The organism is Streptomyces sp. NPDC005017 (assembly GCF_042873115.1).
Classification (GTDB): Bacteria; Actinomycetota; Actinomycetes; order Streptomycetales; family Streptomycetaceae; genus Streptomyces.
On sequence record NZ_JBIALD010000017.1, the window covers coordinates 12,254 to 35,001 of the forward strand.

Genomic DNA, 22,748 nt, shown 5'->3' on the forward strand with positions numbered 1-22,748 from the left:
TCGGAGGGAGGCGGCCCGTCACAACGGCCCGTTCACAGCGGCCTGTTCGGCCAGTCGAGCAGCCGGGCTCCGAGCACCGCGGTCTGCAAGATGCAGCGGTGCGCCGCGTCGGTGGGGTCACTGCCCGTCAGCGAATGGACGCGCTCCAGCCGGTACGTCAGGGCGCGCACGCTGAGCGACGGCCTCCGGGCCGCCGCCGCGGCCACACAGCCGCTGTCGAAGTACGCGCTGAGCGTGTCCAGCAGCGGCCGCGCACCGCCCCGTGCCCCCTCCAGCGGCGCTGGTGTGTGGTGCACCAGGTCCACCGGCGCCTGCCGGTCCCGGGCCAGAACGGGGAAGACCAGCAGATCGCAGGCGCGCAGCAAGAGGTCGTCGAGGCCCATGCGCGGGGCGACCTCCAGGGCGTCGAGGGCCTCCTCGTGGCTGTGTCCGATGCCGACGGTGCCGGTGCGGGGGCGGCCGATGGCGACCTGGCCGACGCCGGTGGCCGTGTGGACGAGCCTGGCGAAGTGCGTGAGCACGTCGGGCACGCGCTCCGCATGCCGGACCGTGACGCCTGGGCGCGGAACTTCGCGGTGGACCGGCGCCGACGCCGATCTTGACGTCTCCGGCCCGCATCGGGTCGGATGCGCTGTCGGGCCCGGGACGGGAACGGCACCACCCCAGAGGAGCAGACGCGTGTTCATAGCGGCCGAGAACGCCTTCGACCCCGCCGAGATCCTGAGCCTCTACGGCTCGGTCGGCTGGGAGGGCTACACCGGCGACATCGACAGCCTGTGCCGCGGCCTGGCGAACTCCCACCTGGTCATCACGGCACGGGACGATTCAGGCACCCTGCTCGGCCTCGCCCGGACCCTCTCCGACGACGAGCACATCTGCTACGTACAGGACGTCGTGGTCGACCCCGCGTATCACCGGCAGGGCGTCGGCCGGGCGCTGCTCGAGCACCTCGCACGGCGTTACGCGCACTGCCGCGCCTTCCTGCTGTCCACCGACGACGCGTCGACGCCGGAGGGCGTGCGCAACCACGCGTTCTACCGGAGCCTCGGTTTCCTCTCCTACGAGGAGAGGGGACTGACGGGCTTCGCACTCCCGCGGAACCGCCCGGACCCGGATGAGACCGCGCCATGACCGCCCGGGACACACCGAGGCCCGCCGCCTCACGGCGACGGGCCTCAGAAAGTGGGCGGGCCTGCGTCAGCCGCGCACGATGTTCTCGGCCTGGGGGCCCTTCTGGCCCTGGGTCACGTCGAACGTGACCGGCTCGCCCTCGACCAGCTCGCGGTAGCCGTTGCCGCTGATGTTGGAGTAGTGGGCGAAGACGTCCGGGCCGCCGCCGTCCTGGGCGATGAACCCGAAGCCCTTTTCGGCGTTGAACCACTTCACGGTGCCGCTGGCCATGCTGTTTGTCCTTCGATATCGCCGAGAGGTCCCGGCTGGTCTGTGGGCAGGGCCATCCGTCGCCGGAAGGCCCCGGCGTCCGTTCTACCCTGTCGACGCCCAGTTATCCGACTCATTTTCATACGGGCCGCGAAACGCCACGAAGTCGGGGTCGGAGTTGCTCCCCCGGATGCACTCGAATGGGTGCACTTCCCCGCCAAGAGGCCCGGGTGAGACGGTGGTTGTTCAGCCTCCGGAGGCGGCCGGACGGGTGTGGGCGGCCTGGAGGAGCCTGGCCGCGCCGCGGACCGCCGCGGTGTGCGGGGCGGGCACGACACGCAGGGACGCGGGCAGCCGGGCGCCGGGCTGTCCGGTGACGTCGGGGCGCAGGGCGCCGCCACCGGCCAGGAGGACGCCGCGGTCCAGGGCCTCGGCGGTGAGCCCGGAGCGGTCCTGGCCGAGCCGGGCGATCCAGGCGCGGGTACCGGCGCTGCCCATGTCCAGTGCGATGCCGCAGCCCTCCCGGCACAGCGGCCAGGGCCGGTGCGGGGAGGGCACGGCGTACGAGGGGCGGGCGTCGGTCATGGCACGGCCTCCCCGACCTGCTGGCAGGCGGCGCAGCGGCGGATCTGCGGCACGATCATCAGCCGTTCCCGGTCGATGGGGTCCCGGCACACGCGGCAGCTGCCGTAGGAGCCGTCGTCCATCCGCCGGAGCGCCGCCTCGACGTCGGTGAGGACCATACGGGCGGAGGCGGCGAGCTTGACGCGGACCTCCGTCCGCGCGGCGGTCCGCCGGGCCGGCCCGTCCTCGGCGCGCGAGCCGACGGGCGCGGCGAACCGGCGCAACTGCTCCTGGCGGAACAGCAGCTGCTCGTGCAGGTTCTCGCGCAGTGCGGCAAGATCCTCGGCCGACAGGTGCGGTGTGCCCTCGCCGGCGGTCTGCTGGTTCACCCTGTCTCCCCTCCTCGTGGCTGCGCGCGGGATCGGTGCGGACGGCGGTCAGGCGGAGAGGCGCCGGCAGGCGACGCAGTGGCGGGTGTAGGGGAGGATCTCCAGCCGTTCCGCGGGGACGGGCTTGGCGCAGCCCGCGCAGGTGCCGTACGTACCGTCCTCGACACGGGCGAGGGCCCCCTCGATCTCCTTCAGCACGCTCAGCGTCGCGGCCTTCTGCTCGGACAGCAGGTGCCCGTCGACGCCGGGCCCGGTCTCGAGCAGGGCCTGCAGCTGCGCCAGCCGGGAGGCGCGGGCGTGTTCCAGGCGCTGACGCGCCTCGTGCAGGTGGAGGTCGGCCGGGGTGGCGGGGAGCGACATGGTTCTGTCCTTTCTCGGCGGTCCGCCCGCGCGCCGCCGTGAGGCGGGTGCGCGGGGTGCGGCATGCGGGAGAAGGGCGGCCCGGTGGCGCGTCCGGGCCGCCCGTCGGAGGGGTGGTGTCTTCCACCCTGGCCGGACCGGGGACGGATGCCTATCGGACGTGGGCCCCATTTGTGCCGGGGCGGGGGCCCCATACGCCGCTGCCGCGGGTGGCGGTGCCGGCCCGGGCGCCGGGGGCATGGGCAGCGTTGCCCCGGCGAAATGGGGTCCGGGCCCCATCGACGCGAAGAGGCGGGCCGGGAGAGCCTGGCGCAGGCTCTCGCGCGCGACCGGCACCGCGGATGCGGATACGGACCGCGCGATGACCGACAGTGGAGTGGGATTGACGCAGTGAGGGAAGAGGGAGGCGCGAGCCGGTGTCGTTGTTCTGGCGGATCTTCGCCCTGAACGCCGTGGTGCTGGGCACGGCCACCGCGCTGCTGCTGTGGGCGCCGGTGACCGTGTCGGTGCCGGTGGTGCTCACAGAGGCGGTGATCCTGGTCGGCGGCCTGGTGGTCATGCTGTTCGCCAACGGCGCGCTGCTGCGGCTCGGGCTGGCCCCGCTGGACCGGCTGACGAAGCTGATGGCCACCGTCGACCTGCTGCGTCCGGGCCAGCGCCTGCCCGCCCAGGGCGGCGGCGAGGTCGCCGACGTCATCCGTACGTTCAACGCGATGCTGGAGCGCCTCGAGCAGGAGCGGGTCGCCAGCAGCGCCCGGGTGCTGCTGGCCCAGGAGGGCGAACGCCGCCGTATCGCGCAGGAACTGCACGACGAGGTCGGCCAGAGCATGACCGCGATCCTGCTGGGGCTGAAGCGGGCTTCGGACAGGGCGCCCGAGCCGTTGTCGAAGGAGCTCCAGGAGATCCAGGAGATCACCCGGGACAGCCTGGACGAGGTGCGCCGCCTGGTGCGCCGGCTGCGGCCCGGGGTGCTGGACGACCTCGGGCTGGTCAGCGCCCTGACCTCGCTCACCGAGGACTTCGCCACGTATACGGGGCTGCGGGTCGGCCGCCGCTTCGACGCCGAGCTGCCCGCCCTGGATCCGGAGACGGAGCTGGTCCTCTACCGCGTCGCCCAGGAGTCGTTGACCAACGCCGCCCGCCACGCGGAGGCCGAACGGGTCACCGTGGCCCTGCGGTGCGCCCGTGACACAGTGGTGCTGACCGTCACCGACGACGGGCACGGCATCACCACGCCGCGTGAAGGCGCCGGAATCCGGGGCATGCGCGAGCGGGCCCTGTTCATCGGCGGCAGCCTGGAGGTCGCCCCGGCGCCCCGCGCGGGCGCGGCCACCGGGACGACCGCCACCGGCACCGGCACCCAGGTCACGCTCACCGCGCCCGTATCCCGAAAGCAGCTCTGACGACATGCCCGACACCATCCCGAACCCCGGCACGGACACGCGGACGATCCGGATCCTGCTCGCCGACGACCACGCACTCGTCCGCCGCGGTGTGCGGCTCATCCTCGACCAGGAGCCGGACCTCGAGGTGGTCGCCGAGGCCGGGGACGGCGCCGAGGCCGTCGAACTGGCCCGCACCCACGACCTGGACCTGGCCGTGCTCGACATCGCCATGCCCCGGCTGACCGGTCTCCAGGCCGCCCGGGAACTGGCCGCCCTCAAGCCGGGCCTGAGGGTCCTGATGCTCACCATGCACGACAACGAGCAGTACTTCTTCCAGGCCCTCAAGGCCGGGGCCAGCGGCTATGTGCTGAAGTCGGTCGCCGACCAGGATCTCGTCGCCGCGTGCCGGGCCGCGATGCGCGACGAGCCCTTCCTGTACCCCGGCGCGGTCACCGCGCTGATCCGCAACTACCTCGACCGCGTCCGCCACGGCGAGGAGACCCCGGACCAGGTCCTCACCCCGCGCGAGGAGGAGGTCCTCAAGCTGGTCGCCGAGGGCCACTCCTCCAAGGAGATCGCCGATCTGCTGTTCATCAGCGTCAAGACCGTCCAGCGGCACCGCGCCAACCTGCTGCACAAGCTGGGGCTGCGCGACCGGCTCGAACTCACCCGCTACGCCATCCGCGCCGGGCTGATCGAGCCCTGACCGCCGGGCGTCACCGAGGAACGTCCGCGCCGCAGCGCGCACCACGAAGTGCACACACCACAGGGGAGGAGGGACGGCACATGCACTGCCCGGCTCGCCCCGGCCCCCGCCGCGCTCGAAGCGTCGTCCTCGCGCTGCTCGCGACCCTCCTGCTGGTGCTGTCGCCGACCGGCACCGACTCGACGGCCTCCGCCCCGAAGGCCACCGCAGCCGCATCCACCACCTCAGCCGCGTCAGAAACCCCGGTCTCCCCCGCCGTCGCAGCCCACCCGGACACGGCCGACGCGCAGGCGGCCACCGGTTCGGCGCACCCCGACGCCGACCGCTACGACAAGCCCCGCGCCGACGACGAATCCGCCACCGCCCGCACCGTCCCCGCAGCCGCCGTACGCGACCTGCGCGGCGACCACCCGGCCCCCCGCGACCAGCTCACCGCCTGCTCGCGAACCGGATTCGTCCCGCTGCCCCGGTCACTCTCGCGCGAGGCGGGCACCGGACCTGTCCACCCCTGCGAGCCCCGGCGGAGCCCCGACCGCGGGCGAGCGCCCCCCGCGGCCTCCGGCATCTGACACCACCTTCCTCTCCCCTCATCACGCCCGCCGCACCGCCCTCGTGGCCGCGGCGCGCCCGCCGGAGGCTTCTCTTGACCCGCTCCCACCGCCTGAGGGCCGTGCTGGCCCTCGCCGCGATCGCCGTATCGCTGTTCATCACGTTCACCGTGCCGGTCCGTCTCGGCCTCGACCTGCGCGGTGGCACCCAGATCGTGCTCCAGACCCGCCCCACCGCCACCACCGACTCCGGCCGTGAGGCCACCGACCGCGCGCTGGAGGTCCTGCGCGGCCGGATCGACGCGCTCGGTGTCGCCGAACCCACCCTCGTCCGCTCCGGCGACCACCGGATCATCGTCGAACTGCCGGGCGTGCAGGACCCGGAGCGGGCCGCCGACGTCCTCGGACGCACCGCGCAGCTGTCCTTCCACCCGGTCCTGGGCACCGCCGGTGACGACACCACGCGACCGCTGCCGAAGCGGCCCCGCGAGGCGGTGCTGCCGGACGAGTCCGGCGCCCGGCTGCGACTCGGGGCGGCGGCCCTGACCGGCGAGCACGTCGAGAGGGCGGCCGCCCGGTTCGACCAGCAGACCGGCGCCGGCTGGCATGTCACGGTCGACTTCAAGGGCGCCGGCGGCGACGGCTGGGCCCGGCTCACGGGCGAGGCCGCCTGCAACCCGCCCGGCGATCCGGCCCGCCGTGTCGCCATCGTCCTCGACGGGAAGGTCATCTCCTCCCCGCAGGTCGACCCCGCCGTCGCCTGCGAGACCGGCATCCGCGACGGCGCCACCCAGATCACCGGTTCCTTCGACTCCGACGAGGCCCGCGAGCTGGCCCTGCTCATCAACGGCGGCGCGCTGCCCGTGCCCGTCGAGACCGTCGAGCAGCGCACCGTCGGCCCGACCCTGGGCGCGCAGGCCATCAGCGCCAGCGCCTGGGCGGCGGCCATCGGCACCGCGGTCACCGCGCTGTTCGTCATCGTCGTCTACCGGCTGATGGGCTTCCTCGCCGCGATCGCCCTGGTCTGCTACGGCCTCGTCTCCTACGCCGCGCTGGCCGCGCTCGGCGCCACGCTGAGCCTGCCGGGTCTGGCCGGTTTCGTCCTGGCGATCGGCATGGCCGTCGACGCCAATGTGCTGGTCTTCGAGCGGGCACGCGAGGAGTACGCCGCCCGCCGGGCACCCAGCACCCGTTCGGCGCTCGCGGCCGGGTTCCGCAACGCCCTGAGCGCGATCGCCGACTCCAACATCACCACGCTGATCGCCGCCGCCCTGCTGTTCTTCCTGGCCTCCGGTCCCGTGCGCGGCTTCGGCGTCACGCTCGGCATCGGAGTGCTCGCCTCGATGTTCAGCGCGCTGGTGATCAGCCGTGTGCTCGCCGAGTACGCGGCGAGCCGTCCCTGGCTGCGCCGCCGTCCCGGCCTCACGGGGATCGCGACCACGGGTGCGCTCCGCGAACGGCTCACGCGCCGCGACCCGCGACTGATGCGGCACCCGCGCCGCTGGCTGGCCACGGCCGCCGTCGTGCTCGTCCTCGCCGGTTCGGGTGTCGCGGTGCGCGGCATCGAGCTCGGCGTGGAGTTCACCGGGGGCCGTCTCATCGAGTACGCCACCGCCGTCCCCGTCGACCCCGACCGGGCGCGCGACGCGCTCGCCGAGGCGGGGCACCCGCGGGCCGTCGTCCAGTCCTCCGGCGACACGGGGCTGACCGTGCGCACCGAGTCGCTGACCCGAGCGGAGGAGGCCGAGGTCACCGACGCCGTACGCGGCCTCGGCGAGCGGGCCGACAAGGTCCGCGACGAACTGATCGGCCCCAGTCTCGGCGCGGAGCTGCGCCGGGGCGCGCTCATCGCCCTGGCCACCGCGCTCGGGGCCCAGCTCCTCTACCTCGCGGCGCGCTTCCGCTGGGTGTTCGGCACGGCAGCGGTCGCGGCCCTGGCCCACGACGTGGTCATCCTGGTCGGTGTCTTCGCCTGGCTCGGCAAGCCCGTCGACGGTGTCTTCCTCGCGTCGCTGCTCACCGTCATCGGCTACTCGGTCAACGACTCCGTCGTCCTCTTCGACCGTATCCGGGAACTGGCCCGGCGCACTCCTCGGGCACCGCTGCCCGGCGTCGCGAACCAGGCGATCCTGCAGACCCTGCCCCGCACCGTGAACACCGGCATGGGCGCCGTGTTCATCCTCACCGCCCTGGCCGTACTCGGCGGCTCCTCGCTCACCGACTTCGCCCTGGCCCTGCTCGTCGGCGTGGTCGTCGGCACGTACTCCTCCGTCCTGACGGCCACACCCGTCGCCCTCGAGCTCCACCGCCTGAAGCCGGCACCAATGCCCGCGCCACGGCCCCGCACCCGCGGCGCGACGGACGGTGTCCGCCCCACCGGCGAGGCGGGGTGAGACCGGCCCGGCGGCGGCCGTAAGCCGCTCAGGACGACGTCCGCGGCGGGCTGGTGCGCAGGCCGAGCTGCCCGTGCACGATCGCCTGCGACAGCGTCCGGGCCCTCATGCCGGGTGTCACGGCAGGTGAGGGCCCGACAGGAGTAGCCACGGCAGTACCGCGGCCGGGATCAGCAGGGCGGCGAACCACGCGTCGCGGTGCGCGGACCGGGTCGAGGCGAACACGGCGGCCGCGAGGCCGGCGGCCAGGGCCGCGTAGCCGGCGTACCAGCCGCGCTCGATGACGTCGCGGCCCCAGAGGCTGATGCCGGCCCGGTCCAGGCTCTCGCCCAGCGCGTCACCGCTCGCCGGCTCTCCCCAGCCGGCGGTGACGAAGCCGCACTGGGCGACGGCCAGGGCGCCGACGGCGACCAGCAGGGGCGTGGGGACGCGGTCGCCGTGCCCGCGCAGGGCCGTCCAGGCCAGGTAGCCGCCGACGGCCGCCAGCGCCGGGGCGAGGGAGAGGAGATAGGCGGCCGTGTACAGCCGGCCGAAGGCGGTGTCGCCTTCCGACGGCCGCGCCGACGACGTCGCCCCCAGCAGCGGTGCGCCGTCCATCCAGCGCCACAGCGCGGGTGCCACCACGACCAGGACCAGCACGAAGAGCGCCACGCCCGAGCACACCAGCCACCGGCGGGCCCTGGGACCGAACCGTTCAGGATCCCAGTCCAGGGCGGTCGAACGCATGCGCACACCTTAGCGACGCCCGCCATGTGCGACACAACCCTCCCGGGGCTCCGAGGGCGGCTGTCCTGCGGCTTCCGGATCACCTCATCCGTACGCGGCCGATCCACGGAAGTCCATCAGAGACACACAGCCACGAGTCACCGGAACCAGGAGGCGGGATGGGCACGCAGGGTTCGTCGGAGGGTGAGTCCGTATGGGACTACCCGCGCCCTCCGGCGGTGGAGCCGGACCGGCGTCCGGTGCGCGTGGAGTGCGGCGGACACGTCATCGCGGAGACCACGCACGCGCTCCGCGTCCTGGAAACCAGCCATCCCCCGGTGTTCTACCTTCCGCCGGAGGACGTCCGGTTCGAGTTTCTCCGCGTCGCGGACGGCGGCAGCTGGTGCGAATGGAAGGGCGAGGCCCGCTTCTGGGACCTCGCGGTCGGCGGGGAACTTCGCGGACGCGCCGCGTGGAGCTACCCCCGTCCCGCCGAGCCGTACGGCGTGCTGAAGGGACACCTCGCCTTCTACGCGGGCCGGGTCGACCGCTGCACCGTGGCCGGTGAGACGGTCACCCCGCAGGAGGGCGACTTCTACGGCGGCTGGATCACCCATGAGATACGAGGACCGTTCAAGGGCGCGCCGGGCACCCTCGGCTGGTAGCGGAGGCGCGGCGATGTCACCTTCCACGGCACCACGGCCGGTCCGCCCCGGGTTCCACGGCGTCGCGTGACAGCGGGAGCCCCACTCACCCCTCAGTACGGCGCCGCACGGGGCCGCACGATCGCGAAGGTCTCGTATGACTGCTCCGCACTGGCTCTTCGGCGACCAGTTGGGCCCTCACTTCCTGACCCCCGGTCCCGACGGCCCCGGCAGCGACGCGCCGGTCCTCATGATCGAGGCCCGCTCGGTGTTCCGCCGCCGCAGATTCCACCGGGCGAAGGCCCACCTCGTCCTTTCGGCCATGCGGCACCGCGCCGCGGAACTCGGCGACCGGGTCCGCCTCGTCCGCGCGGACACCTACCGGGAAGGGCTGCGCGAAGCGGTCGGCGACGCCCCGCTGACCGTGCACCACCCGACCTCGTACGCGGCCCTTCGGCTGGTGCGGTCGCTGGAGAACGTCACGACGCTGCCCGCGCGCGGCTTCCTCGTCGAGCACGGCGACTTCCGCGCCTGGGCCGACGGCCGGCCCGGAGAGCGGCTGCGTCAGGAGGACTTCTACCGCTGGGTACGGCGTGAGCACGAACTGCTGATGGACGGGGACCGGCCGGCCGGCGGGCGCTGGAACCACGACCACGACAACCGCGAGCCACCGCCGCGAGGGGTGCGCACCCTGGACGCCCCGCCGCCCTACCGGCCACGGGAGGACGACATCGACGAGGAGGTGCGGCACGACCTGGACCGCTGGGAGCGCGACGGCTCGGTCGCCTTCGTCGGCCGGGACGGACCGCGCCGGTTCCCGGCCACCCGGAGGGAGGCGCTGGCGGCGCTGCGCCGGTTCGTGGAACACCGGCTCGCCGGTTTCGGCCCCCACGAGGACGCCGTGCTGGCCGAGGACCCGGTGATGAGCCACAGCCTGCTCTCCTCCTCGCTCAACCTCGGCCTGCTGCACCCGGCGGAGTGCGTGGAACACGCCGAGGAGGCCTGGCGCGGCGGCCGGGCCCCGGTCAACAGCGTGGAGGGGTTCGTCCGGCAGGTCGCCGGGTGGCGTGAGTACGTGTGGCAGCTGTACTGGTACTTCGGCGAGGAGTACCGCCGTCGCAACGCCCTCGGCCATCACCGGCCGCTGCCCGGGTGGTTCCTGGAACTGGACGCCGACACGGTCGAGGCCCGGTGCCTGGCCACGACGCTGGCCCAGGTCCGCGACACCGGCTGGACCCATCACATCCCGCGACTGATGCTGCTGGGGAGCTACGCGCTCCAGCGCGGCTGGGACCCCGCGCAGGTGACCGACTGGTTCCACCGCTGCTTCGTGGACGGCTACGACTGGGTGATGGTGCCCAACGTGATCGGCATGTCCCAGTACGCCGACGGCGGGCTGATGACGACCAAGCCGTACACCTCCGGCGGCTCCTATGTGCACCGGATGAGCGACCTGTGCGGCGGGTGCGCCCACCGGCCGCGCGAACGGGTCGGCGCCCACCCGTGCCCGTACACGGCCGGGTACTGGGCGTTCCTGCACCGGCACCGGTCACGGCTGGAACGCAACCCGCGGATGACCCAGGCGGTGCGGGGGCTGGACCGGCTCGCCGACCTCGGGGAACTGCTGCGTCAGGAGCAGGACCGCGGCGACTCCCCACCCTGACCGGCGAGGAGAAGTTCCGTCGACGGGCATCCGCGCGGACCGCTCGACCCGAACCATCGACAGTGCCGTTCGTCCCGCGATACGGCTTTCCGCCCGCGCGGGACGTCCCTTCTCACCGTCCGAGGAGTGTCCATGACCGTGAACAAGCCGCACGAGGCGGACGCGAACCAGGAGGAGCGGGAACAGCCCTTCGAAGGTGCCTCCCCGCTCCCGGACGTCCGGGAGGCGTGACCATGAGCGAGTCGCTGCCCCCTCCCGGTGAGACACCCCCCGCGGAGGGCTCCATCGCGGAAGCGCATCAGGAACGACCGGACGGCGGCATCTGGGAACACCCCCGTGTGTGGCTGTCCCTGATCGTGCTCGGCTGCCTGCTCGTGGCGGCGTTCTTCCTGGTGCGCGTCATCACGCTCTGATCAGCCGCCGACCGGGCCGCTGGTCACGGCCTTCCACTGGCCGGAGGCCACCGAGTACACCGTCAGGCGCCGGTTGCGCGTGTCGCCGTACTCGTCGAAGGCGACATGGCCCGTGACCCCGTCGAAGGCGGCCCCGGCCACGGCCCTCGCCATCTTCGTGCGGGCGTCCCGGGGAAGCTTGCCGCCGTTGGCCGCGACGACGGACTTGACGCCCTCGATGAGGCTCCAGGCCGCGTCGTAGGCGTACGGTCCGTACCAGCCGGCCTGCTCCGGGTACCCCGCCTCGCGGTACCGGGTGAGGAAGTCCGGTCCGCCCGCCTGGTGTTCGGCGGGCACGCCGATGTTGAGGGCCAGGTCCCCGTCCGTCTTCGGGCCGATCGTGAGGAACTCCTGGTCGAACATGCCGTCGCCGCCCATCAAGGGGATGTCTGCCCCGGCCTCCTTGAGCGCCTTGGACAGTGCCCCGGCGGTGTCGTAGTAGCCGCCGAACCAGACGGCGTCGGCGCCCGAGCCACGGACCTTCGCGGCGAGGCCGGGGTAGTCGCTCCGCGAGGGGTCGACCTGCTCCGTGCCGACCACGGTTCCGCCGAGCTTCTCGAACTCGGCCGTGAAACCGGACGCCAGGCCGGTGCCGAAGGCGCTCTTGTCGTCGATGACGAACAGCCTGCTCTTCCCGGCCTCGTCGTGCAGGTACCGGGCGGCGAACGGCCCCTGGTCCACGTCCGTGGTAACGGTACGGAAGTACGTCTCGTACGGACGGGACTTGGTGCCCGTGGCCCAGGCAGTCCCCAGGGTGAGCGCGGGATCGGTGTTGCCCGGGGAGACGTTGACCAGGCCCTCCTCGGCCAGGGCCGGCACCAGCGCCCGGGCCACGCTGGAGTTGAGCGGTCCCACGACGCCCAGCACCTTCGGGTCGGACGCGAGAGCGACGGCGTTCGGCTCGCCCTTCGAGGGGTCGGCCATGTCGTCCACGGCCTTCAGCTCGAACTTGACGCCGGGAACGTGGCCCTTCTCGTTCGCCGTCCTGACCGCCAGCTCGGCGGAGTTGCGGATGCCGAGGCCCATCGAGGACAGCCCACCGCTGAGCGGCGCGTCCACCCCGATCACCACCGTGACGGAGGACGCCCCGGAGCCGCTGCCGGCCGCTCCGCCGCCGTGCGGCTTCTCGTCCTGGTGGGAGAGCGTCCAGGTGAGGACGGAACCGGCCGTGAGCGTGGCCAGCGCCGCGCCGAGCACCACGGAACGCCGGGTACGGGCGCGCGACCGTACGGACCTGCGCTCGTCCCTCTCCACCGCGGCCGTCGTCCCCCACGACACCAGGTCCTCGGCGGGCGAGGGGGTGGGAGCGGGCGCAGGGGCGGGCGTGGGGGCCGGAGGCGGGCCGGTCGGCCGGTCCGGGACCGGGCGCCGGGGATCGGCCGGGGCCGCCCCGGAGTCACGGACCGTGGGCGGGGGCGTCGGTGCCGGGGGTGCGGGGGGTGGTGCCTGCTCAGCGGCGGCGTCCGGGGCCGGGGTCGACGATGGCGTCGGCGTCGGCGTCGGATCGTGCCCGGGCTCGGGTTCCTGCACGGCGTCCGCGTCGTCGTCCCGGGCCGGGAGCGAACGCAGCACCGACGCCAGCATCCTGGCGGCCTCGGCGGCGCCCACCCGTTGCTCCGGGTCCTTGGTGAGCAGCGCCTCCAGTACGGGCGCGAGGGGACCGGCGTGGACCGGAGGCGGAAGCGGCCGGGTGAACACGGCGACGGCCAGGGCGTGCAGCCCCTCCGCCTCGAACGGCGGCTGCCCCTCGACGGCGTGATACAGCGTGGCGCCCAGTGCCCACAGGTCGTTCGCCGGGGTCGGGCGCTTGCCCTCCAGCTGCTCCGGGGGCATGTACTGCGGCGTGCCGATGACGATCCCGCTGTGGCTCAACTTCGTGGTGGCGTCGGCGAGATGCGCGATACCGAAGTCGGTGAGCACGACCCGGTCCCTGGTCAGCAGGACGTTGTCCGGCTTGATGTCGCGGTGGACGATCCGCGCCTCGTGCGCCTCCTCGAGCGCGTCGAGCATGGCGGCCCCGATCTCGGCGACCCGCCGCACGGACAGCCTGCCCTGCCGTCGGAGCGCGGCGGCCAGCGACTCCCCGCGGATGAACTCCATGACGATGACGGGGGCGCCGTGGTGCTCCACCACGTCATGGATCGTGATGATGCCGGGGTGGCTGAGAGTGACCGCGGCACGGGCCTCGCCGGTGAACCGCCTGAGCAGCGTGGCGCGGTCACCGTCCTCCAGCCCCGGCGGGAACAGGATCTCCTTGACGGCGACCTCGCGCCCGAAGAGCTGCTGGTCCACGCCGCGCCAGACGCGGCCCATACCGCCCTGGCCGATGCGTTCGACCAGCCGGTACCGGCCGGCGATGAGTTCGGGGTTCTGCTCGGTCACGCGCACACTCTAGGTCGTGCCGCGCCGTTCAGGTGAGGGAACGGTGGCTTGATCACACACCCGGGAGCGGTGCCTCGACCCCGTGCCGCTCCGGGCGCGTTCGCGCGGGTGGCGGGTGAACGCCCGTGGACGTTCACCGGTACGTGCTTCACGAGCCCCCGGTACCGGGAACTCCTGACCTCCGGGCGGGCCTTCGGCTCGGCAGGGGTGACCCGTGGGGCCGAGCGGCATCCCGGGGGGCCGAGCGGCACCCCGCCCCACAGAGTCGGGCCCCGCCCCACGGAGTCGTCGGATGCCTCCGGTCAGCCCCCGGACGCCGTGCCGCGACGCGTCAGCCCGCGGACGCGGTACCGCGGCGCTTGAGCAGCCACCAGGCGCCGCCGCCCGCGGCGATCAGTGCCACGACCACCGCGCCGACGACCAGGCCGGTCGAGCCGCCCTCGTCCTCGTCGCTGTCCTTCGCGGCGGCCGTGGTCGAGGGGGTCGCGGTGGGCGTGGGGGCCGCGGACGACGGTGGGGCGGTGGGGGTGGGGGTCTCGCTCGCCGTGGGGCTGGGGGTGAGGGGCTTGGCGCCCGGTGCCGCGGGCTTCAGGTCCAGTACCGGCGCGGGCTGGTCCGATCCCTCGGCGCCGGGCAGTTCGATCCAGCGGGAGACCTCCCCGTCGCTGTAGGTCTCGACGGTCTTGAACACCAGCTGCTTCGCGTCCGGCAGTTGCCGGACCTTGACCTTGTACTCGCCGTCCGTGCCGACGGGGAGCTTCGGGCCGCCGACGGTGTAACCGTCGTCCGTGGCCGTGAACTTCCAGCCCCTGGGCGCTTCGACGAGGGTGACGTCACCCGGCGCGATGCCCTCGGGGAGGACGACGCGCACTTCGGTGAAGCCCGCCTCGGCGGACTCGGCCTCGGTGACGAAGGCGAGGGTGACGTTCTCGGCCAGGGCCTGCGGGTTGTCGGCCTCGACCTCGGCGTGTGCGGCGGCGGGGCCGGCCAGGGCGAGGACGGCCGTCACCGCGAGGGCGGCGGCGAGGCCCGTCCGTCGCGTGGCGCGGCCGAGGGTGTGGGAGGTGGTGGACACGTTGAGGGCTCCTTGCTGACGCTGAAGCCGGGCAGGCCGAAGCCCGGCCCGGTGAGGGACGGTCCGGGACGTGCTCGTGTCCCGGAGGCCCTCTGCGCACCAGCGCGTGGTTCAGGAGACGTGTGCTCGGCGCGGCCGGACACCGGAACCGGCCGACGAGCCGTACGCGCGACGCTCGGCGGACGTCGTCCGCGACGGGTCGCGGCACCCGCAGCCGGGCCAGGAGCGTCACTGCGGCCGCACGCGCGGTCCGGGCCGCCGTGAGAGCGAGGCCGACGGCGGTGTCGGCGCGGTGCAGCAGCCACGCCACCGCGACGGCGGCCAGCACGTGGGTGACGGTCATGGCCGACCCCGCGTGGTGCCAGGCGTGCCCGTCCCCCGCCGTCGTCGCCCGGAGACCGGTGTGTCCGGCATGGCCGAAGGCCGGTTCATGTCCTCCGGACGCGCGGCTCAGCACCAGGTGCTGTCCGCCCTGCGCCACCAGCGTGCAGCCGACGACCAGCCACGGCGGCGGTCGACGGCGGGCGAACGGCAGCACCAGCGCGAACTGGGCGACACCCGCGGCGGCCACGAGCCGCCACGGCACCGCCCCCTCGGCGACCGTGTGGTGGCCGAGCGCCGCGAGGACGCTGCCGACGACCGCGAACAGCCCGGCGCGCAGGCGTCCGACGGCCCGCGGCAACGGGCGGACGCCCCGACCGCGGCCCGCCGTCACATGATCACCCGACACGGTCGCCCATCTTCCTCCCCGGCCCCACACATGTCAGGTGAACGCCGTCTCCCGCCGTCCCGGCGGCCGGGAAGCGCCGCTCCCCGTGATCACCTTCTCGTATACGGCGGGTGGCGCCGAGACGTTCACCCGGGCACCCGGTCCGGCCCCGGACCGTCGCCGTCGGGGCCGCCGCGCGCAGGTCGAGCGCACGGACGGTCTCACCGAGGGCGGTGGCAGCGGTGGCGAGGAGTTCGGCGACCACCGCGTCGCCCGTGTGCTGGCCGGCTGGACGACCCCACCCCACTCGCCACCGTCACCCCCCACCGCCGCCGAACAGCTCGCGATCGACTGGGCGAGGGACGACGTCAGCCTCCTCCCAGCGCCGCGACCCCGGCGAAGCCCCGCACCCCGAGTCCCCGGAGCCTGTGACCGTCGCGCAGGAGCCCTGATCGCCCCGCCGGCCGTTCCGGAGGATCGGGCCCGTGTACGCCGTCCGGCGCATCCCTCGGTCCCCGCTCGGGCGCTCATCGGCCGTATTGCCGTCCCCGGTCCGCGTCGATCAGCGGACAAACGGTGCGCGCTTGTCACACTCGCCGCGCGTCCTCACAGCCATCGTGATCAGGAGAGAGGTACATGAGACACGCAGCACGCGCAGTCATGGTCCTGGCGCTGGGAACCCTGACCCTGCAGTCCGCTCTCGCGGCGTCCGCGCACAGCCTCCGGAATCCCGGGACACCCGCGCCGAACGGCGCGCGCGCCCAGGTGCGCACCGTGGAACTCGCCCCGGGCCGCGCCACCGTGACGCATGCCACCACCGCCGCGCCGTTCCGGATGCTCGGCGTCACCTGGGACGATCCGTCGGCGCCGCTGACCGGCGTCGCGGAGGTCCGGACCCGGGCCTCCGGCAGCCTCGCCTGGTCCGAGTGGAAGCGGCTGGACAGTGGCGACAGCCACGGCGACGACTCCGCGCGCCGGGGCGGCACCGACCCGCTGTGGGTGGGCACGGCGGACGAGGCCGAAGTCCGGATCGTCACGGACGGCGAGGAACTCTCCGACCTGCCCGAGGGACTGCGCCTGGACCTCGTCGACCCCGGTCCGGGCACCGCGGCCGGCCCGCTGCCCACCGTGCCGCCGCCCGCGGCGGGACCCAACGCGCCGGGGGCCGCGGGTGCCCCCAGGCCGGTGATCGTCTCGCGGGCCGGCTGGGGCGCGGACGAATCCCTCAGCTCCCAGGCCGCCAGCTACGCGGCGAGCGGGAAGATCAAGGCCGCCGTCGTCCACCACACGGCCGACTCCAACAGCTACACGTGCGCCGACGCCGCGGCGGTGATCCGCGCGATCCACGCCTACCACGTCAACCAGCTGGGCTGGCGGGACATCGGCTACAACTTCCTCGTCGACAGGTGCGGCACGGTCTACGAGGGCCGCAAGGGCGGCGTGGACCGCGCCGTCGTGGGCGCCCACGCCTACGGGTTCAACACCCAGACCACCGGGATCGCCGTCCTCGGCACCTTCACCACCGCCGCGCCGCCGCAGGCCGTGCTGAACTCCCTCGGCGCGCTGGCGGCCTGGAAACTCGGCCAGTACGGCATCGACCCGGCCGGCACCACCACCCTCACCGCGGGCGCCGACGGCACCGACTACTTCCACGGCTCCTGGCTTCTGGGTGCCCCGTTGACCATGCCGACCCTGCACGGCCATCGCGACGGCTACAACACCGAGTGCCCCGGCGAGAAGCTGTACGCCGAACTGCCCGCCATCCGGGCCATCGCCGCCGGGAGGACTCCCGCCAAGCCCTGACCCCACGGGGACTGCGCCGTCCGACCGGGCCCGCCCAGGGGCCCGGTCGGATCAGGTGATCAGGCCTTGTGCTGCATGGATGTGCGCGCCGGGTTGCCCTGCTCGGCCGCCTTCGGGTCCTTCTCGTCGGACTTGGCGCGTACGCCCTCCGCGATGCGCTTGCCGATGCCCTCGTCGATATGGGACCAGTACGCGAAGGCCCGTTCGAGAACGGGTTCGCCGACTCCGTTGAGGAGGTGGCCGACGACGTTGTCGACGAGGCGGTCGCGCGCCGCGTCGTCGAGGACCTCGCGCACCATGGTGCCGGCCTGGCCCCAGTCGTCGTCCTCGGGATGGTCCACGTAGGCCGCGCGGGTGATCTCGCCGTCGGCCTCCCAGCTGGGCGGGCTGCCGTAGTGGGCGGTGTCGGCGGCGGGGCCGCCCTTGGAGTTCGGCGCGTAGACCGGATCGCTGGTCCGCCGGTAGGCCATCGCGCCGTCCTTGGAGTACGTGTGGACGTCGACGACGGGCGCGTTCACCGGCAGTTGCTGGTAGTTGGCGCCGATGCGGTAGCGGTGTGCGTCCGCGTAGGAGAACAGCCGGGCCAGGAGCATGCGGTCCGGGCTGGGGCCGATGCCGGGGACCAGGTTGTTGGGCTGGAACGCGGCCTGTTCGATCTCCGCGTGGTTGTCGGTGGGGTTGCGGTCGAGCGTCATACGGCCGACGGGGATCAGCGGGTAGTCGCCGTGCGGCCACACCTTGGTGAGGTCGAAGGGGTTGAACCGGTAGCCCGCCGCGTCCGCGTACGGCATCACCTGGACGTGGAGGGTCCAGCTGGGGAACTCCCCGTCGCGGATGTGCTCGAAGAGGTCGCGTGTGTGGTAGTCGGTGTCCACCGCGGCCATCTGGTCGGCCTCGTGCTGGGTGAAGAACTCGATGCCCTGGTCGGTCTTGAAGTGGTACTTCACCCAGAACCGCTCGCCGCTCGCGTTGATCCACATGTAGGTGTGCGAGGAGTAGCCGTTCATATGGCGCCAGGTGCGCGGGATGCCTCGGTCGCCCATCAGCCAGGTCACCTGGTGAGCGGACTCCGGGGAGAGGGTCCAGAAGTCCCACTGCATGTCGTGGTCGCGCAGGTTGCTGTCCGCGCGGCGCTTCTGCGACCGGATGAAGTGCTGGAACTTCATCGGGTCCTTCACGAAGAACACCGGCGTGTTGTTGCCGACCATGTCGTAGTTGCCTTCGGCGGTGTAGAACTTCACCGCGAAGCCGCGCGGGTCGCGCCAGGTGTCCGGGCTGCCCCGTTCACCGGCCACGGTCGAGAAGCGGACGACCAGGTCGGTGCGGGTGCCGGGCTGGAAGAGGGCGGCCTTGGTGTAGGCGCTCACGTCCTCCGTCACCTCGAAGCGGCCGAAGGCCCCGCTCCCCTTGGCGTGCGGCTGGCGCTCGGGGATGCGTTCCCGGTTGAACTGTGCCATCTGCTCGATCAGATAGGCGTCCTGCAGCAGGACCGGTCCCCCGGGGCCGACGGTGAGCGAGTGTTCGTCGGTCTCGGCGGGGGCGCCCGAGTCGGTCGTGGTGGCGGGTCGGAACTCCGTCATGGGCTCTGCCTTCCTTATCGCGGCCGCGTCACTGAAGGGACTCCAGAGGGCCGCGTGACCCGGATCGGCCGACGGTAAACGCCCCACCTGCGACAAACGTCCGGATCTCCGGCCGTCGCGGTTCAGGCACGCGGGACCGCGCGGGCGCGATGCCTCACCGGCCGCGAAGTCCGGAGTGGCCGACGGGGCTGAAGGCCCGGCGGTAGGCCGCCGGCGAGACCCCGACGGCGGCTCTCATGTGCGCCCTCAGCGAGTTCGCGGAGCCGAAGCCGGCCCGGTGCGCGACGAGGTCGACCGGCAGGTCGCTGGTCTCCAGCAACTGTTTGGCCAGTTCCAGGCGCTGCGCGGTGAGCCACTGCACCGGGGTCATGCCGACCTCGTCGCGGAAGCGCCGGGTGAAGGAGCGCAGGCTCATCCGGGCGTGCTCGGCGAGCTGGGCGAGGGAGAGCGGCTCGCCGAGGTGCTCCAGCGCCCAGGCGCGGGTGGCGGTGGTGCTGGCGACGGTGGGATCGGGGACCGGGCGGTCGATGTACTGGGCCTGTCCCCCGTCCCGCCAGGGCGGTACGACGCACATGCGGGCGGCCTGGTTGGCGGCGGCGGCCCCGTGGTCGCGGCGGATCATGTGCAGGCACAGGTCGACGCCCGCGGCCACGCCCGCGGAGGTCAGCACGTCGCCGTCGTCGACGAACAGGACGTCCTCGTCGACCTTGACCCTGGGGTAGGCGCGGCGGAACTCGGGAGCCAGGTTCCAGTGCGTGGTGGCGGGCCGGCCGTCGAGCAGTCCGGCGGCGGCGAGCACATAGGAACCGGTGCAGATGGAGACCAGCCGGGCGCCGGGCCGGATGCCGGCGATGGCCGCGGTGACCTCGGCCGGCAGGGGACCGCCCCGGCCCAGCTCGGGCATGGCGTGGGTGGGCGGGACGATCACGGTGTCGGCGGCGGCCAGCGCCTCGGGTCCGGCCGCGGGCTGCACGTGGAAGCCCGCGTCGCTGAGCACGGGGGCACCGTCCGCGGTGCACACGGTGACCTCGTACAGCGGGCGGCCCTCGGCGTCGTGGACGCTGCCGAAGACCCGGGAGGGGATGCCGAGCTCGAAGGGCGGCACCCCGGGCAGGGCGAGCACCGCGATCCGGTGCCGTGCGGGCGCCTTGCCCGCCCGGGACCTCGCGTTCTCCGGGGCCGCCGTCGTCTCGCTCATGGCCAGATCCTGTCACAGGGTGGCCGGACGGCCAACACCACGCGGGGCCGGCGTACCGGAATGTGGACGGTGTCGCCCCCGGAGACCTCCGGCGGCGAGCACATCTCGCTCCGGGACGGCCCGGCGGCGAGCCGATCCGGACGAAAGGAATGGGCGGACAGCATGCGTGCGATGGTCGTGGAGCGGTGGGGCGGACCCGAGACGCTGGTGGAGCGCGAGATGGAGCGCCCCGAGCCGGGACTGGGCGAGGTCCTGGTGCGGGTGCACGCCGCCGGGGTGAACCCGGTGGACTGGAAGACCCGCGCCAGCGGGGGCCTCGTCGCGTGGGGCGAGGTACCGGCGGTCGGCTGGGACGTGTCCGGCACCGTCGAGGCGGTCGGCCCCGGTGTCGGCCTGTTCCGCCCGGGCGACGAGGTCTTCGGGATGCCGCTGTTCCCCCGCCAGGCGGGCGGGTACGCCGAGTACGTCGTGGCACCGGCCCGGCACCTGGCCCGTAAGCCGGCGGGCCTGACGCACGTGGAGGCCGCGGCGCTGCCGCTCGCCGCGCTCACCGCCTGGCAGGCCCTGGTGGACGCGGCGGACGTACGCCCGGGCGAGCGGGTGCTGGTCCACGCGGCCGCCGGGGGCGTCGGCCATCTCGCCGTGCAGATCGCCAAGGCCCGCGGCGCGTACGTCATCGGCACCGCCAGTGCCGCCAAGCACGACCTGGTGCGCCGGCTGGGCGCCGACGAGGTGATCGACTACCGCTCGGCGCGGTTCGAGTTCGCCGTCCGCGACGTCGACGTGGTCCTGGACGGGCTCGGCGGCGAGACCGCGGAGCGTTCCTTGGAGGTCCTGCGCGAGGGCGGTCGACTGATCACCCTGCCCGGCCCGGACGACGTGCCCGCGGCCCGGGACGGAGTGGAGGCGCGATGGATCCTGGTCGAGCCGGACCACCTGGGCCTGCGGGAGCTCGCCGCGCTCGTGGAGCGGGGCGAACTGAAGCCGGTCGTGGAGACGGTGCTGCCGCTCGTCGAGGCCGCCAGGGCGCACGAGATCGGCGAACTGGGCCGCACCACGGGCAAGATCGTCCTGACGGTCGTCTGAGCGTGGTGGCCCGCCGGGGTGCCCGCGGGGGTTGGGTACCGGCCCGGGCACCGGGTGGTCGGCCGGCGGTGGGGCCGAGACCGGGCGGAACGGGCGTACCGGACCGCGGGGAGCGTCGAGCCGTGATCGTTCTCACGCGCGGGGACCCATGCCCGTCGGGACCGTGGGTAGGGGCAGCCGTTGTCGCACCCGCATCCGAGGATTGGATCTCCCGCCCATGACACGCTCACCCGGCCCGTCCTCCGTGGCCATGGACCTCCTCTCGGCCGTTCCGTGGTCGGGCTGGGCCGAGGACCACACCGCCGCGCTGATCGGCGTCCCGCTGCGCATCGCCGTGATCGTCGGGGTCCTGGCCCTGGTGCACTGGGTGGCGCGGCGGGCCATCACGCGTGCGGTGCAGCGCATCCTGGAGCCCGCGGAGGGCGAGTCCGGCGGCCGGCGGCCGCGCAGGTCGGGGCGTGGAGCGGCCGTGCTGTACCGGGACGCGTCCCGGGTCCGCCAGCGGCGCGAGCAGCGGGCACGCACGATCGGCTCGGTGCTGAGCAGCGCGGTGACCGTCGTGCTGTTCCTGATGGGCGTGGCCATGGTGCTCGACCAGGTGGGCATCGCCCTCGGGCCGGTGCTCGCCAGCGCGGGAGTGGTCGGCCTCGCGATCGGGTTCGGGGCGCAGAGCCTCGTCGCGGACTATCTGTCGGGCCTGCTCATCATGGTCGAGGACCAGTACGGCGTCGGTGACTCGGTCGACCTCGGGGAGGCCGTGGGCGAGGTGGAGCACGTCGGACTGCGGCTGACGCAGGTGCGTGACCTCAACGGCGGTCTGTGGCACATCCGCAACGGCGAGATCCTGCGGGTGCGCAACGACAGCCAGGAATGGGCGCGCGCCGTCCTGGACGTCGCGGTGGCCTACGAGGCCAATCTGGACGAGGTGTACCACGTGCTCGAGGAGACCGGGCGGGCCCTGCACCGCGACCCGGACTTCCAGGACCTCCTGCTGGAGGCTCCGTCGGTGTGGGGCGTGCAGTCGCTGGACGCCGACGGTGTGGTGGTCCGGCTCGCCGTCAAGACCGTTCCGCTCCAGCAGTGGAGTGTCACGCGGGAGCTTCGGCGGCGCGCCAAGGACGCCTTGGACGCCGCCGGTATCGACATCCCGTACCCGCAGCGCACCGTCTGGCTGCGCAGCGGCGACCGGAGCAGCGAAACGCCCGCGATGCCGGGCTGACCGGGCCACCGGCGGTGCCGCGCACGACGCTGCCGCCGGTGAACTGGCCGCGGCGGCCGTCCGCATCGCACGAGCTGTCAGACTGGGCCCATGCCGAAGAAGCGAATGTCCGACAAGAGTTTCGCCGAGGTGACGGCCTCCCTGGAGCACACGGAGGGGTCGGACCCGGGCACCGGGCAGCTGTCGCCCGCGAGTTCGGGTGAACTCGTCGACGGCCGGGGCCGGCTGTGGACGAGGAGCCGGGGCCCGCTGGACGTACGGCTGGCCAAGCGGCTCGTGCGCGGCGCGGACGAGATGATCATCGGTGAGGGCGCGGGCGAGGTCCTGCGGCCCGTGCCCGCCGAGGGGCGCGACGAGGCCTGGGAGCTGCTCAGGGACCGGCTGGAGCCGGGCGGGCCGGGAACGCACCAGGCCTACGAGTTCCGCTCCGAGGACGACCGGGTCCTGCTGTACGTCGAGGAGTTCTGCTGACGCCGGGACGACGGCGGTAGCAGGTCGGGGCGGTCA

Annotated in this window: 21 protein-coding genes and 1 pseudogene; 12 read left to right on the forward strand and 10 right to left on the reverse strand. The window is 73.5% G+C overall.

Going from position 1 to position 22,748, the window contains the following annotated elements:
- Positions 1–32 precede the first annotated feature (32 nt).
- A pseudogene (locus tag ACFYR0_RS24535) lies at positions 33–524 on the reverse strand (PucR family transcriptional regulator); the annotation flags it as partial.
- Positions 525–678: 154 nt separating this feature from the next.
- Here ACFYR0_RS24535 and ACFYR0_RS24540 point away from each other — a divergent pair.
- The gene (locus tag ACFYR0_RS24540; RefSeq protein ID WP_389331883.1) at positions 679–1,131 is read left to right on the forward strand and encodes a GNAT family N-acetyltransferase; all 453 of its coding nucleotides are present in this window, start codon (positions 679–681) and stop codon (positions 1,129–1,131) included.
- A gap of 66 nt (positions 1,132–1,197) precedes the next feature.
- Here ACFYR0_RS24540 and ACFYR0_RS24545 read toward each other — a convergent pair whose 3' ends face one another.
- The 4 genes from ACFYR0_RS24545 to ACFYR0_RS24560 all read right to left on the reverse strand — a co-directional run bounded on the left by ACFYR0_RS24545 (position 1,198) and on the right by ACFYR0_RS24560 (position 2,693).
- Positions 1,198–1,401, reverse strand: a complete 204-nt coding sequence (locus ACFYR0_RS24545; RefSeq protein WP_190192812.1) for a cold-shock protein — start codon at positions 1,399–1,401, stop codon at positions 1,198–1,200.
- 225 nt (positions 1,402–1,626) lie between these two features.
- The gene (locus tag ACFYR0_RS24550) at positions 1,627–1,965 is read right to left on the reverse strand and encodes a hypothetical protein (protein WP_389331886.1); all 339 of its coding nucleotides are present in this window, start codon (positions 1,963–1,965) and stop codon (positions 1,627–1,629) included.
- Complete coding sequence (locus tag ACFYR0_RS24555; RefSeq protein ID WP_389331889.1) at positions 1,962–2,333, reverse strand: TraR/DksA family transcriptional regulator; 372 nt, start codon at positions 2,331–2,333, stop codon at positions 1,962–1,964. The genes ACFYR0_RS24550 and ACFYR0_RS24555 overlap by 4 nt, the downstream gene beginning before the upstream one ends.
- A gap of 48 nt (positions 2,334–2,381) precedes the next feature.
- On the reverse strand, positions 2,382–2,693 hold the full coding sequence (locus ACFYR0_RS24560) for a TraR/DksA C4-type zinc finger protein (RefSeq protein ID WP_389331891.1): 312 nt from the start codon (positions 2,691–2,693) through the stop codon (positions 2,382–2,384).
- A gap of 416 nt (positions 2,694–3,109) precedes the next feature.
- On the opposite strand from ACFYR0_RS24560, the gene ACFYR0_RS24565 reads away from it, so the two are divergent.
- The 4 genes from ACFYR0_RS24565 (at position 3,110) to secD (ending at position 7,725) form a co-directional block, all read left to right on the forward strand.
- Complete coding sequence (locus ACFYR0_RS24565; protein WP_389331894.1) at positions 3,110–4,096, forward strand: HAMP domain-containing sensor histidine kinase; 987 nt, start codon at positions 3,110–3,112, stop codon at positions 4,094–4,096.
- Between the two features lie 4 nt (positions 4,097–4,100).
- Positions 4,101–4,784: a response regulator gene (locus ACFYR0_RS24570; RefSeq protein WP_389331897.1), complete on the forward strand. Its 684-nt coding sequence runs from the start codon at positions 4,101–4,103 to the stop codon at positions 4,782–4,784.
- Positions 4,785–4,864: 80 nt separating this feature from the next.
- The gene (locus ACFYR0_RS24575) at positions 4,865–5,353 is read left to right on the forward strand and encodes a hypothetical protein (RefSeq protein ID WP_389331899.1); all 489 of its coding nucleotides are present in this window, start codon (positions 4,865–4,867) and stop codon (positions 5,351–5,353) included.
- A 74-nt stretch (positions 5,354–5,427) separates the two neighbouring features.
- Positions 5,428–7,725 (forward strand): protein translocase subunit SecD, encoded by a 2,298-nt coding sequence (gene secD, locus ACFYR0_RS24580; protein ID WP_389331902.1) that lies wholly within the window; start codon positions 5,428–5,430, stop codon positions 7,723–7,725.
- Positions 7,726–7,842: 117 nt separating this feature from the next.
- Here the strand turns inward: secD and ACFYR0_RS24585 are convergent, their stop codons facing one another.
- A complete protein-coding gene (locus tag ACFYR0_RS24585) occupies positions 7,843–8,451 on the reverse strand; it encodes a hypothetical protein (RefSeq protein WP_389331905.1) in 609 nt (202 codons plus the stop codon).
- Positions 8,452–8,609: 158 nt separating this feature from the next.
- On the opposite strand from ACFYR0_RS24585, the gene ACFYR0_RS24590 reads away from it, so the two are divergent.
- The 3 genes from ACFYR0_RS24590 (at position 8,610) to ACFYR0_RS24600 (ending at position 11,150) form a co-directional block, all read left to right on the forward strand.
- A complete protein-coding gene (locus tag ACFYR0_RS24590; protein ID WP_389331908.1) occupies positions 8,610–9,095 on the forward strand; it encodes a DUF427 domain-containing protein in 486 nt (161 codons plus the stop codon).
- Positions 9,096–9,231: 136 nt separating this feature from the next.
- Positions 9,232–10,737 carry a cryptochrome/photolyase family protein gene (locus tag ACFYR0_RS24595; protein WP_389331911.1) on the forward strand — a complete coding sequence of 502 codons (1,506 nt, stop codon included), beginning with the start codon at positions 9,232–9,234 and terminating at the stop codon, positions 10,735–10,737.
- A 233-nt stretch (positions 10,738–10,970) separates the two neighbouring features.
- Positions 10,971–11,150 carry a DUF6480 family protein gene (locus ACFYR0_RS24600; RefSeq protein WP_386382673.1) on the forward strand — a complete coding sequence of 60 codons (180 nt, stop codon included), beginning with the start codon at positions 10,971–10,973 and terminating at the stop codon, positions 11,148–11,150.
- Here ACFYR0_RS24600 and ACFYR0_RS24605 read toward each other — a convergent pair whose 3' ends face one another.
- Positions 11,151–13,571, reverse strand: coding sequence for a bifunctional serine/threonine-protein kinase/ABC transporter substrate-binding protein (locus ACFYR0_RS24605; protein ID WP_389331914.1), 2,421 nt, complete (start codon positions 13,569–13,571; stop codon positions 11,151–11,153).
- Between the two features lie 331 nt (positions 13,572–13,902).
- On the reverse strand, positions 13,903–14,646 hold the full coding sequence (locus ACFYR0_RS24610; protein WP_389331917.1) for a DUF1775 domain-containing protein: 744 nt from the start codon (positions 14,644–14,646) through the stop codon (positions 13,903–13,905).
- Between the two features lie 1,345 nt (positions 14,647–15,991).
- On the opposite strand from ACFYR0_RS24610, the gene ACFYR0_RS24615 reads away from it, so the two are divergent.
- Positions 15,992–17,158: a peptidoglycan recognition protein gene (locus ACFYR0_RS24615; RefSeq protein ID WP_389331920.1), complete on the forward strand. Its 1,167-nt coding sequence runs from the start codon at positions 15,992–15,994 to the stop codon at positions 17,156–17,158.
- Between the two features lie 59 nt (positions 17,159–17,217).
- Here the strand turns inward: ACFYR0_RS24615 and ACFYR0_RS24620 are convergent, their stop codons facing one another.
- A complete protein-coding gene (locus ACFYR0_RS24620) occupies positions 17,218–18,738 on the reverse strand; it encodes a catalase (protein ID WP_389331923.1) in 1,521 nt (506 codons plus the stop codon).
- A gap of 154 nt (positions 18,739–18,892) precedes the next feature.
- Entirely contained in the window at positions 18,893–19,936 is a 1,044-nt protein-coding gene (locus tag ACFYR0_RS24625; RefSeq protein ID WP_389331926.1) for a GlxA family transcriptional regulator, read from the reverse strand.
- A 162-nt stretch (positions 19,937–20,098) separates the two neighbouring features.
- Between ACFYR0_RS24625 and ACFYR0_RS24630 the strand changes: the two genes are divergently transcribed.
- From ACFYR0_RS24630 to ACFYR0_RS24640, 3 genes are all read left to right on the forward strand, one after another.
- A complete protein-coding gene (locus tag ACFYR0_RS24630; protein WP_389331928.1) occupies positions 20,099–21,022 on the forward strand; it encodes an NADP-dependent oxidoreductase in 924 nt (307 codons plus the stop codon).
- A gap of 217 nt (positions 21,023–21,239) precedes the next feature.
- Complete coding sequence (locus tag ACFYR0_RS24635; RefSeq protein ID WP_389331931.1) at positions 21,240–22,241, forward strand: mechanosensitive ion channel family protein; 1,002 nt, start codon at positions 21,240–21,242, stop codon at positions 22,239–22,241.
- 90 nt (positions 22,242–22,331) lie between these two features.
- Positions 22,332–22,712, forward strand: coding sequence for a hypothetical protein (locus ACFYR0_RS24640; protein WP_389331934.1), 381 nt, complete (start codon positions 22,332–22,334; stop codon positions 22,710–22,712).
- The last annotated feature ends 36 nt before the right edge of the window (positions 22,713–22,748 follow it).

Excerpts from the sequence above, each read along its gene's own strand:
- ACFYR0_RS24545 (WP_190192812.1), bottom strand. The coding sequence starts at position 1,401 with ATGGCCAGCGGCACCGTGAAGTGGTTCAACGCCGAAAAGGGCTTCGGG.
- ACFYR0_RS24550 (WP_389331886.1), bottom strand. The coding sequence starts at position 1,965 with ATGACCGACGCCCGCCCCTCGTACGCCGTGCCCTCCCCGCACCGGCCC.
- ACFYR0_RS24560 (WP_389331891.1), bottom strand. The coding sequence starts at position 2,693 with ATGTCGCTCCCCGCCACCCCGGCCGACCTCCACCTGCACGAGGCGCGT.
- ACFYR0_RS24570 (WP_389331897.1), top strand. The coding sequence starts at position 4,101 with ATGCCCGACACCATCCCGAACCCCGGCACGGACACGCGGACGATCCGG.
- ACFYR0_RS24575 (WP_389331899.1), top strand. The coding sequence starts at position 4,865 with ATGCACTGCCCGGCTCGCCCCGGCCCCCGCCGCGCTCGAAGCGTCGTC.
- ACFYR0_RS24585 (WP_389331905.1), bottom strand. The coding sequence starts at position 8,451 with ATGCGTTCGACCGCCCTGGACTGGGATCCTGAACGGTTCGGTCCCAGG.
- ACFYR0_RS24590 (WP_389331908.1), top strand. The coding sequence starts at position 8,610 with ATGGGCACGCAGGGTTCGTCGGAGGGTGAGTCCGTATGGGACTACCCG.
- ACFYR0_RS24595 (WP_389331911.1), top strand. The coding sequence starts at position 9,232 with ATGACTGCTCCGCACTGGCTCTTCGGCGACCAGTTGGGCCCTCACTTC.
- ACFYR0_RS24600 (WP_386382673.1), top strand. The coding sequence starts at position 10,971 with ATGAGCGAGTCGCTGCCCCCTCCCGGTGAGACACCCCCCGCGGAGGGC.
- ACFYR0_RS24615 (WP_389331920.1), top strand. The coding sequence starts at position 15,992 with ATGAGACACGCAGCACGCGCAGTCATGGTCCTGGCGCTGGGAACCCTG.
- ACFYR0_RS24620 (WP_389331923.1), bottom strand. The coding sequence starts at position 18,738 with ATGACGGAGTTCCGACCCGCCACCACGACCGACTCGGGCGCCCCCGCC.
- ACFYR0_RS24625 (WP_389331926.1), bottom strand. The coding sequence starts at position 19,936 with ATGAGCGAGACGACGGCGGCCCCGGAGAACGCGAGGTCCCGGGCGGGC.
- ACFYR0_RS24630 (WP_389331928.1), top strand. The coding sequence starts at position 20,099 with ATGCGTGCGATGGTCGTGGAGCGGTGGGGCGGACCCGAGACGCTGGTG.
- ACFYR0_RS24635 (WP_389331931.1), top strand. The coding sequence starts at position 21,240 with ATGACACGCTCACCCGGCCCGTCCTCCGTGGCCATGGACCTCCTCTCG.
- ACFYR0_RS24640 (WP_389331934.1), top strand. The coding sequence starts at position 22,332 with ATGCCGAAGAAGCGAATGTCCGACAAGAGTTTCGCCGAGGTGACGGCC.